Source organism: Microcoleus sp. Pol12B3 (assembly GCF_036701355.1).
GTDB lineage: Bacteria > Cyanobacteriota > Cyanobacteriia > Cyanobacteriales > Microcoleaceae > Microcoleus.
Genome location: NZ_JAUBQS010000015.1, coordinates 120,819 through 130,491 on the forward strand (window position 1 = coordinate 120,819; position 9,673 = coordinate 130,491).

Annotated in this window: 10 protein-coding genes; 7 read left to right on the plus strand and 3 right to left on the minus strand. The window is 44.6% G+C overall.

Annotated elements, in window-relative coordinates; genetic code table 11:
• Positions 1–106: 106 nt before the first annotated feature.
• Positions 107–499 carry an SH3 domain-containing protein gene (locus QUA53_RS10495; RefSeq protein WP_333096793.1) on the minus strand — a complete coding sequence of 131 codons (393 nt, stop codon included), beginning with the start codon at positions 497–499 and terminating at the stop codon, positions 107–109.
• Positions 500–1,135: 636 nt separating this feature from the next.
• On the opposite strand from QUA53_RS10495, the gene QUA53_RS10500 reads away from it, so the two are divergent.
• From QUA53_RS10500 to QUA53_RS10510, 3 genes are all read left to right on the plus strand, one after another.
• Positions 1,136–1,627 (plus strand): molybdenum cofactor biosynthesis protein MoaE, encoded by a 492-nt coding sequence (locus QUA53_RS10500; RefSeq protein WP_333096805.1) that lies wholly within the window; start codon positions 1,136–1,138, stop codon positions 1,625–1,627.
• 122 nt (positions 1,628–1,749) lie between these two features.
• On the plus strand, positions 1,750–2,409 hold the full coding sequence (locus tag QUA53_RS10505; RefSeq protein WP_006631278.1) for a sigma-70 family RNA polymerase sigma factor: 660 nt from the start codon (positions 1,750–1,752) through the stop codon (positions 2,407–2,409).
• 139 nt (positions 2,410–2,548) lie between these two features.
• The gene (locus tag QUA53_RS10510; protein WP_333096795.1) at positions 2,549–3,154 is read left to right on the plus strand and encodes a zf-HC2 domain-containing protein; all 606 of its coding nucleotides are present in this window, start codon (positions 2,549–2,551) and stop codon (positions 3,152–3,154) included.
• A 166-nt stretch (positions 3,155–3,320) separates the two neighbouring features.
• Here QUA53_RS10510 and QUA53_RS10515 read toward each other — a convergent pair whose 3' ends face one another.
• Complete coding sequence (locus tag QUA53_RS10515) at positions 3,321–5,849, minus strand: NACHT domain-containing NTPase (protein WP_333096796.1); 2,529 nt, start codon at positions 5,847–5,849, stop codon at positions 3,321–3,323.
• Positions 5,850–6,378: 529 nt separating this feature from the next.
• On the opposite strand from QUA53_RS10515, the gene QUA53_RS10520 reads away from it, so the two are divergent.
• The gene (locus QUA53_RS10520; RefSeq protein WP_333096797.1) at positions 6,379–6,663 is read left to right on the plus strand and encodes an ATP-binding protein; all 285 of its coding nucleotides are present in this window, start codon (positions 6,379–6,381) and stop codon (positions 6,661–6,663) included.
• 52 nt (positions 6,664–6,715) lie between these two features.
• Positions 6,716–7,450: a response regulator transcription factor gene (locus QUA53_RS10525; protein ID WP_333096799.1), complete on the plus strand. Its 735-nt coding sequence runs from the start codon at positions 6,716–6,718 to the stop codon at positions 7,448–7,450.
• A 5-nt stretch (positions 7,451–7,455) separates the two neighbouring features.
• Here QUA53_RS10525 and QUA53_RS10530 read toward each other — a convergent pair whose 3' ends face one another.
• Complete coding sequence (locus QUA53_RS10530) at positions 7,456–7,860, minus strand: gamma-glutamylcyclotransferase (protein WP_333078464.1); 405 nt, start codon at positions 7,858–7,860, stop codon at positions 7,456–7,458.
• Positions 7,861–7,980: 120 nt separating this feature from the next.
• Here QUA53_RS10530 and QUA53_RS10535 point away from each other — a divergent pair, with 120 nt between their 5' ends.
• Together QUA53_RS10535 and QUA53_RS10540 are read left to right on the plus strand one after the other, a co-directional pair.
• Positions 7,981–8,580 carry a glyoxalase-like domain protein gene (locus tag QUA53_RS10535; RefSeq protein WP_333078463.1) on the plus strand — a complete coding sequence of 200 codons (600 nt, stop codon included), beginning with the start codon at positions 7,981–7,983 and terminating at the stop codon, positions 8,578–8,580.
• A gap of 259 nt (positions 8,581–8,839) precedes the next feature.
• Positions 8,840–9,577 carry a phytanoyl-CoA dioxygenase family protein gene (locus tag QUA53_RS10540; RefSeq protein ID WP_333096801.1) on the plus strand — a complete coding sequence of 246 codons (738 nt, stop codon included), beginning with the start codon at positions 8,840–8,842 and terminating at the stop codon, positions 9,575–9,577.
• Positions 9,578–9,673 lie beyond the last annotated feature (96 nt).

Below are 9,673 nucleotides of genomic sequence, written 5' to 3' on the forward strand. Positions count from 1 at the left end.
TTCCATTATTTACAGGATCGATCGCCTCTTTAAAATAATCGTTACCCGGTAAAACCGGGTAACGATCGACACTCTTTATAGAAATGTAAAGTGCTCTAGTTAAGAGTTAGGAAAGCCACGAGGCTTTCACCCAGCCGCCACCTTTGAGTTGAGCCCAGCCGTTTCTGTAACGACCGGTCAATGCCACATTGTCTCCATTGTATAACTTGCCGATGACATGAGAACAGCCATCGGGGCGGTGACGGATATTCAGTCGGCCGCCGTTGGTGGCAACTTCAGCGTAGCTGTGACGGCTGTGACCGCCACAACGGGAGTAGCCGCAACTTGCCTGCGCTTCGCCTGGGACACCCAGAACAGATAGAGCTACTGCCATACCTGCAACGCCTATCCATGCAGAATTAGGAATTTTCAAGCCCAGTTGGTCTAACGACTTGACTTGGAGTTCGGACTCTGGAGATTCATAAGCAACAAAAGAGTGGCTCAATGCTAGTGCTTCCATAGTTTCCTCGTGATTGTTTTTAACATTTATTGGTGCAGACTCAGGTCGAAACCTCAATTAACAGCCCAAACTATTAACTTATGTTTCATAAAAGGCACATAAGGGCGTTACGGTTTTGCTTTTGCCTAGTATCCGCCAATTTGCCTCAACCCTGCACAGGTATATCATGTCATCTAAGTAGCTTTCCGGAACAAAAAAATAAATAAAGTTTACATCTGCTGTTAAAAATTTTGCCGACGCGGATCAGAACTCCGGGCAAAATTAAACTTAAGTGTGTCATTAAAAAGGGAAAGAAGTTATCGATTGGGGTAGGGAATTGGTTGTACTGAGTTGCGAATGACACTAATTATTTGGGTGCTTATTTATTGAATTACTAGAGCAATATCGGCAGTTAATTTTATCGAACAAGCATCCCGCTCGTCTTCCAGCACAATCTTAATTTGGTTCTGGCCAGTCATAGTGTAGCCGATCGCACTTGTGCAGAAGGTGGGGGCAATGGCGTTGGGTCCTTGCCCGTGCTACGAGATTGGTCTAAAAATTAGTCTCCCTGTGTCCCCGACAAGAATGCAAGACAAATCCATCGCGACTTGATTTGTGTCAAGATCAATTAACTTATCCAGCACCACTTCTTTGGCAATGAACTCTAGCGCTGCACTTTCGATCGGCACAATTCCTCAACGCCATGAATCAGACAGCTTCGCCATTACCTTAGCGCCGTTGTCTGTAGAGGAAATATACGCTTTGGCAGATGACCCCGCGAACGGAGCCGTGGTAATGATGAGCGGTACAGTCCGCAACCAAACTGACGGTCAAGCTGTAATTTCCCTAGAATATCAAGCCTACGAACCGATGGCGGTGCGAGTATTCCAGCAAATAGCTACGGAAATCCGCCGCCAGTGGGTCGATGTCAATCGGGTTGCCATTCACCACCGCATCGGACACTTGCAGGTGGGCGAAATCAGCGTACTGGTGGCTGTTGGCTGTCCCCACCGGGACTCGGCCTTTGCAGCTTGCCAGTACGCCATAGATACGCTCAAACACAATGTACCGATTTGGAAAAAGGAACATTGGGCTGACGGTTCTAGTAGTTGGGTTAGTATTGGAGCGTGCGAGGTTGTCGGGCATTAGTAAGCAGTCAGCAGTCATTGAGTGTCTGATGACTCAAGCCGATGGCAGTTTCCGAGTGCGGGAACCAATCGGGATCTGCTAGCGTCAAAAAGTGTGGAATGTTCGATGAGCCAATTCCACCGATGAGCGACTTTATTTCCGTGTCCTGGTCTGCGGTTGTGGCGACCGTTCAAAGAGTGCAATTGCCAGCCGAAAAACTCTCTAATTATGACTTGGTGTTGCGTTGTCAGGAAGGAAATCGACCTGAAAGCACTGCCTTTTCAGAACTGTTGAAGCGGTATCAGTCCCACGTAGACAGGGTACTCTATCACTTGGCCCCTGACTGGCAAGACCGAGCAGACTTGGCTCAGGAAGTGTGGATTCGGGTCTACCGCAATATTAACCGCTTGCAAGAGCCTGTTAAATTTCGGGGCTGGCTGAGCCGCATCGCCACTAATTTGTTTTACGATGAGTTGCGGAAGCGCAAACGGGTGCGAACTCCGCTGTCGCTGGACGTACCCCGTGCTCTGGAAGATGGCGAGGTTGATTGGGAAATTCCGGCCGACAGTCCGGGACCTGATGAAGATTTGACGACTAGAGAATTTTACGACCAGTTGCGGGTGGCGATCGCAGATTTGCCTGAAGTATTCCGCACGACAATTGTTTTAAGAGAAATTGAAGGTTTAGCCTATGAGGAAATAGCCGAAATGACCGGAGTTTCTCTGGGAACTGTCAAGTCGAGAATTGCTAGAGCTCGCCAAAGATTGCAGTTGGAATTGCAAAAATATCTCGATGGTAATTAGCAATAGTGCTTTTAGAGGTCGATCGAGAAGATTTGGTCATGTTTGCTGTCATATCAAAACTTCTCTTTTAAAATATAAATAAGCAGTAAATCATTCTAATAGCCGGGGCATCCTTCCCCCATAAAAGCAACTTTGAAATATGAATTATAACTTTGAATCGGATAAAAATCAGCATCAGCAAGGTATCGGGGATTCACTCGCTGAAAATCAAGCTAACAACAATTATCCCCAGGGGAATGTAACTACTATGATGCGCGATCGCTTTGAATTGCTGAGTGCTTACCTCGACGGCGAAGTGACGGCTGCAGAACGTCGGCAAGTTGAGGACTGGCTGACAAATGACCCCACTACAAAACGTTTGTACTCGCGACTGCTGATGATGCAGCAGAGTTTTCAGGCAATGCCGGTGCCTGCTGCCGAACAATCTGCACAGGAGTTGGCGGCGAAGGTTTTGCAGCGGGTGGAACGCAAGCCGAAACGAACTTGGATTTTGGGTGGAGGTGCGATCGCAGCTTTGTTGATTGCGGTGGTGTCTGGTGTCGGTGGCGGCCGCCAATTGTTTGCTCCCGAGTTTGCTCGATCGCCCGTTCCTGCTGAATCTGACGGTTTGATGGTGGCTTTAAACGAGCCTCTGGTGGAGATTGTTAATCCCAACGATTTGATGCTTGGGGTGAATGCACCGATCGTGGATATTCCCAAAGTTGGTGTAGCAAGCCCTCAAAAGTCATTGCCAAAGGCACAATAGGATTTCTGTTTTGAGCATCAATGAAGTTGCTAAGCTCCCTAGACAAGGGGGCTTTTACGGTTTTTCTCAGTTTTTCAAGTGGATATATCCTTTGACACTTTCCTGGCTTTGAATGACTTATTGTAGGGCGATCGCATCTTAATATCGGAGTAGGTAGCTAGTGGAATTAGAGCGGGCGATCGCACTTGTCACCTGTTTTTTTGATATTTGCGATCGGCAACAGCAATGTTTCCTCAATTTCCTGCCGCACAGCAGGAGATACATTACAACCGCTATTAAGGCAATCTACCAGCAATTTATTAGCATCGTAATACTTACTCAGCAATGACTTCTGCTGTTCGCTAAATTCCCAATCGTGACCTATATTGCGATATTTAATCATCACATTTCTTAATTGCTGAGTCCAATCTTGACCTTTAGCTTTCCACCACTCCCGCTCCATTTTCCACCACGCCTGCATTTTGTAGGTATATGTTGAATCATATAGTTGTTTTTTGAGTTGTTGTAGCGATAGCTTCAATTCAGGTTCCAGATTCAAATTCATAGTAAAGACGAGGATAGAGATCAGATTGCGAGCTGACGCAGCAGCATAAACATAGGAAATATTAAGGTCAAGTGCATAGAGCATTCCAAGATCAAGAAGAATATCAATAGTCAAATCAGAATCGCGTTCATCGTCATAAGAAGAAGTATTGTCAGAAAAAGAAGAAGAAGTAAAGTCAAATAAAAAAAGTCTCAGAGGTGGTCTAAAGGTATGGTCAATGGCATAACCAAGGCTATGGACCAAACTTATGTCAACCTCCAAGTGAGGACTACGGTTACTAACGCGCTCTACCTCTCTACCCATATAAAAAGCGCGGATAGCTGATCGTTTATAGGGATCATTAACGGAAATAGATTTATTTCTTATCCACATTAGAAACTGCTGTAACTGCTCATCGTCCGCGACGAGTGCATCAACTTGCTGTTTCATTAACAGCAATAAGTTATCAGCTTTTCGCAACATCCCAACCGCCAGAAAAAAGACTTCTCGCCAACGCTTCTCGCTCAGGTGGCTGACCAGTTTTTCCAAAGTTTCTGGCTCGGAATTGTTAACCATTTCTCTAACCATGAAATACTCTTGAAATGTTAGATGAGAAAACGAATAAATTCCTCTTGCCCTCTCCACTAATAAACCATGTTGTGCCTCGATCGCCTTCAGGACAACCTCACTATCCATTTCTAACTGAACGCGGTCAGTTGTGGCATCGGGTAAGTTAGCCAGATAATCGGCAATCACTTGTTGGATTTGATTTTTTTCAAAAAAGTAATCGCCCCGCTCAAAAGTAATAGCTGCCACAAAAGCAAGTAAATGTTTCTTGCGGCACAAATTCAAATCTCGATAAACTTCATCCCGTTGAATGCCTCTAGTTTCATCCCATTTTCTGAGCATAAGTTCCAGTCCTTCCTCATACAACTTGGCTCGGTTGGATGGGAAATCTGCTTTGGCTTGGAATACTAAACAAGTCAGATTAAGCAAAATTGGCGTTACTGCCAGTTCTAGAATTTGCTGATTTTTTTGCAGTTTAAGCTTCTCTACAAATTGAGATGCTAAAGCTTTCCCTGCCTCAATATTCTGGGAAAATGCTGCAAACCAATTTTTAGCAAAGGCAGCGGTTTGTTCGCAATTAAAATCCGCTACCTCAACACAGGTAAAGGCTTCGTCGTGAAATCTGTACTTAGAAGCGGCAATTCGACAGGTAATAATAAACTGATTGTTGTAATACTTTTGGACAAACTGACGAATCTGTCTGACGACTGCATCGCTATCTGATTCTGGCACTTCATCTAAGCCGTCCAATAAAATCAAGCCTCTGCCTTGACTGAGTACGAATTCAGTTTGCGATCGCGCCTCAACTCCGCAACTGGCAAATTCGTCGCTGATATATTCTAATAAGTCAAGATTAGGGATTTCAGCAAAGGTTTTCAGAGGGATAAAAATCGGTATTTTGTTTGCTTCAAATTTTGCGCGATCGCACTGAATGGCGAGGTGTTTCAAAAAGGTAGTTTTACCGGAACCAGGTTTGCCGAGTACCATCAGTTTAGAGTGAGATTTCACCGCATCCAATCCTGGTACTCGTTTCTGGCGTACTTTACCTAAACCTAAGCGGTTAAAGTTATCCGCATCTGGGTTGAAGCCTCTGAGTAAATCGCTAATTTCTCCCGGCTGCCAACTGGTAATTTCCTCCAAAATGTTGACTTCAACGTAGAGGTTGCTGACCTCAACGGGCTGTGCAATATCCAACAGTTGCATTTTGCTGTAAAGCTGTTGGATTTTGCTGTGGCATTTTTGCCGTATCTCTTCCACTACCGAATCAATAGGCTGTTGGCAAAAATCTCTAACCTCCCCAACCCTCCCTTGGTAAGAGGGGGCTACAGGATGACGATCGACAATTTCTTCCCAATTCAACTGCAAAACCGTGCAAAAAGCCTTGAAAGCATTAGCTTTAATGGGTTCTCTTCCTGCTAAAAAGCGCCTCCAAGTTGGCAGCGACAGGCCATCGGCATAGGGGCCTGCCTCTGTCCAAGTTCCATCGGGTTCTAATTTTTGACTAGCTTCTACTAACCATTTGGGGTCTTCTATTGTCGAGCCCCTTTCTCTTCTAGCTTGCTTAATTTTTACTAATCCCTCCTCAGAGGCTTTGAGGGTCGTCATTATATAATTTACTTTTCTAATTGTCAATGTCAATTTTAGATCAGTTTAGCGATCGCAAACTGAGTTTGTCAAGACCCCAGCAACAAAGAGAAAATGATCCTGACAACAACTGCACGGCATACGGGAAAAGTCAGGCATAAATCAGGCAAAATTAGCTCTTCAGAATGCCATTCTGTTGTGTCTCTAAAAATCACCTATTAAATAATGAGAAAGGATAGCAACATGAGAAATAGTATAAATGACATTCCCTCCCGTGGAATAGGCATAAAACTTATTAGCAAAATTGCCCATAAGCTAAGCTATACACGCACTTCTGACGAGCGAAACTGTCTATTAATTGTGAAATATTTTCATCCAGGTATAATACCACCCCAACCTCCGCCTCAATCTGGTTATTTTAAGCGGGTACTTGACTGGTGGAATGCCTTTATTTTGGAGTGGAAAAAGCAACGAAATTACCAATCTTGTCAAACTTATAACCAGCCAATTAAAACAATTCACCTTCAACTCAATACTGACCTCAAGAGTGTTGTTCAAGTTTTATGGTGGGTCGAGCAGTTTTTTAGAGTATCTACCCATTCCCGAAGCAGTTTTGCAGCAGTGCAAACTTGCTACGATAGAAGGGTTTACAAATGCTGTTCGCCACGCCCACAAAAATCTGCCATTTGAAACTCCGATCGGCCTTGAAATAACCGTATTTAACGAACGTCTAGAAGTCAAAATTTGGGATATGGGAGAGCCTTTTGACCTCCAAGCTAAGTTAATTGAAGAATTGCCAGTTATTTGGAGCGAGCTGGGATTTATGCTTGACTAAAGCTGTACTGTAATTGCCAAGTTTCAACTGACAATAAAAATATTTTTTTGTGATGACTACTGATACTGATCCCAAGATTCTAGTTGTGGATGATGACCCATCCATTCGCACTTTAGTTCATCGTTTTTTAACTCAGAAATATCAAGTAGATTCGGCAGCAGATGGCGAGACGGCTTTAGAATTGTTTGAGAAACTAAAGCCACTGCTAGTAGTCCTCGATTGGAATTTGCCGGATACTACAGGCTATCACCTCTGCCAGGAAATGCAGCGCCGTACTAATGTTTTTGTGATCATGCTAAGCAGCCGCACAGACGAAGCTGATAAACTTAAAGTCCTGTCTGCAGGTGCTGATGATTATATCTGTAAACCCTTTGGTTTGGCAGAGTTGGCAATTCGTATAGAAGTTGTGTTGAGACGGATGAGACCTGTGACTCCATCACGTATTGTATTCGATCAATTCGCGATCGATTCAGCGCGCCAGGAAGCAACACTCAACGATCGCATTATCAAGTTAACAGCCTTGGAATTTAATATCCTGTATTTTTTGGCAAGTCATTCCGGTCAATCTTGGAGTCGCCAACAGCTAATTGAAAAAATTTGGGGGTGGAACTGCAACGACACAGGAGAAGAGAAAGTTGTTAGCGTACATATCGGTCAGATTCGCAAGAAAATGATTGAAGTTGATGCTACTGGATCGCAGTTTATTAAAACTATTCGGGGTTACGGTTACAGGTTCGAGCCGCCTTCGCCCACTGCAATGGCACTTTCCTCAGCTCATCGGCATTAACCACCTTATTTGGTGAAAAACCGATTTTCCCACCTGCCGTCGGGCAGCCAGATGCCTCCTAGGGAACGAACGCGATCGGGTAACATGAAGTAAGCCCAAGCCGTGCCTAAAGGTTTGAGGTGTCGATCGAAGATTTCGATTTCCTGTCGCTGATATTCGTTTTGTGTCGGTTCCCGCAGCGGATGATAGTCTTCCAATCGGTCTAAATCGTCCAAAATAGCAGAGTTTGCGAAACAGAGGAGAAAACCGCAGACTGTGCCATCTCCGGCCATCATCGCAGGATAGCCGATCGGCAGGGCAAAAAGTTGACCGCGGGCGATCGCGGGGCAAGCATCCACAACTTTTCCTTCGCAGTAGCGGAGGTAGTTGCACTCCCCCGGTTTGAGTGTGCCGTATACAAAGACTTTCATCGGGTAGGGCTTAACCGCTAGTTTTTGCTAACATAGATGGCTAAGCTAATAGTTTAAGTCTCGCGGGCGATCGCGACTGCAATCTTGATAAATTTCGTTGTTTACCCTTTCTTATAATTCATGACTCTAGCAGTTAGTTTTATTGCTTTTGGACTTCGGCCTTTGTACTTGAGCTCTTTTTTGCCGTCCCTGCCCCTGGACAGCTTGTTTTCGACTCAAGGGATTATGGTGATGCTGCTGGCCGCCTATGCGGGGGCGATGTGGATGTTTCTCACCAGTGCTCCGAAGGTACATACGGTGATGGTATCGGATCTCGGACAAGCGAGGGAGTTCTATGAAGGTATGCTAAACCTGCCAGTAGCAGAAGTGCCGCTGCACTACTACTACAATTACGAGCAAACTTTGGGGACAACTGGTATCGATCCGCTGTATTTGTCGCCGAATGTCGGGAGGGCAACGAGCTCTCAAACCATGGGGAGTCCCGAGGGTTTGTGGTATCAGTTGATGAAAAATACCCAACTGCACATTATTAGCGGCGCTGGTGTAGGAGAAAAAAATCGCCCGCGTCACGTTTGTTTCGATCGCGAATGTTTGGATCAGCTATTGATGAGGGTACAAACTCGCGGAATTAGTTATAAAATTCGCCGCGAAAAGCCCCTGAATTTTTTGGTCAAGGATTACGACGGTCGCGTGATTGAAATGGCTGAGGTTAGTAATTAAGCTGACAGGCAAAAAAAATTAGATATAAAAATCCGGTTTCTCCAAAAAACCGGATTTCTAAAGTTACAAGTTTGCCAATTATTTTTGCTATGACTGCTTCGTCTCTGTTGCAAATTAACTAAATTTTTAATTTGTACCAAACATTGTTTAAAACCGAGAAATTGATTCAAGATGTAAAGCAGATGGGACAGACAAAATTAATCGATCAGTTTAATCAAGATGGATATGTTAAGTTCCGGGTTTTTTTTCAGAAGCCGAGATGAGAACACTGATCGAGGATATTAAAGAAGCCGATCCGAAGCACATTGACAAGAATCTGAATAAAGGAAGCTTAACTTTTCACAGTCAGCTATTCCAATACAGTGAAAAAATCCAAAACTTCATCTCTCAACCCCGACTGGTGGAACTGCTTGCACAATTCATTGGTCCAAATTTCTGGGTGCGGTGGGATCAGGCAGTAGCCAAAGGACCGGGAGCAGAAACCTTTCCTTGGCATCAGGACAATGGCTACAGCAACCTTAAGGATAATCACTACCAACTGTGGATTGCACTTACCAGAATGACCCCCGAAAATGGTGGGCTGTGGTTACAACCGGGCAGTAACAAAAAACGGCTGCCGCACAAATTTGAAGGTAACTATGCTGTGTATGATGGAACTCCTGACAGTCCACTCTTTATTGAAGCAGAAGCGGGGGATCTTGTTTTGTTTTCCTCGCTGACACTTCACAGTACAACACCTAATGTTTCGCAGGAAACCCGCTGGGCTTATGTGATTGAATATATGTCCCTCAATCACGTCGATCCTTCTCTCAAACCACCCTATTTTGTGGTTGCCCGTAACGGTAAGTCCCAGCCAGAGTTTGTTAATCTTCATACAGGTTTCCTGAACCCCTGGAATCATTTGAAATACCTTGGTTATCGCTGGGATCTCAATCAACTGTTGCCAAGCAGGCTGAAACTACTTCTAAAGAAAGCAGAGTTGCTAGGAAAGAAGTAATACCAATTCTCACTGTAAGCTGACGGGGTGACAACAGAGTCAAAATCCTGATAAAATCAAGGACATAGCTCTCAAACCCCTCTGAAAAAATGGCAG

Excerpts from the sequence above, each read along its gene's own strand:
- QUA53_RS10540 (WP_333096801.1), top strand. The coding sequence starts at position 8,840 with ATGAGAACACTGATCGAGGATATTAAAGAAGCCGATCCGAAGCACATT.
- QUA53_RS10495 (WP_333096793.1), bottom strand. The coding sequence starts at position 499 with ATGGAAGCACTAGCATTGAGCCACTCTTTTGTTGCTTATGAATCTCCA.
- QUA53_RS10535 (WP_333078463.1), top strand. The coding sequence starts at position 7,981 with ATGACTCTAGCAGTTAGTTTTATTGCTTTTGGACTTCGGCCTTTGTAC.
- QUA53_RS10515 (WP_333096796.1), bottom strand. The coding sequence starts at position 5,849 with ATGACGACCCTCAAAGCCTCTGAGGAGGGATTAGTAAAAATTAAGCAA.
- QUA53_RS10505 (WP_006631278.1), top strand. The coding sequence starts at position 1,750 with ATGAGCGACTTTATTTCCGTGTCCTGGTCTGCGGTTGTGGCGACCGTT.
- QUA53_RS10525 (WP_333096799.1), top strand. The coding sequence starts at position 6,716 with ATGACTACTGATACTGATCCCAAGATTCTAGTTGTGGATGATGACCCA.
- QUA53_RS10510 (WP_333096795.1), top strand. The coding sequence starts at position 2,549 with ATGAATTATAACTTTGAATCGGATAAAAATCAGCATCAGCAAGGTATC.
- QUA53_RS10530 (WP_333078464.1), bottom strand. The coding sequence starts at position 7,860 with ATGAAAGTCTTTGTATACGGCACACTCAAACCGGGGGAGTGCAACTAC.
- QUA53_RS10500 (WP_333096805.1), top strand. The coding sequence starts at position 1,136 with ATGAACTCTAGCGCTGCACTTTCGATCGGCACAATTCCTCAACGCCAT.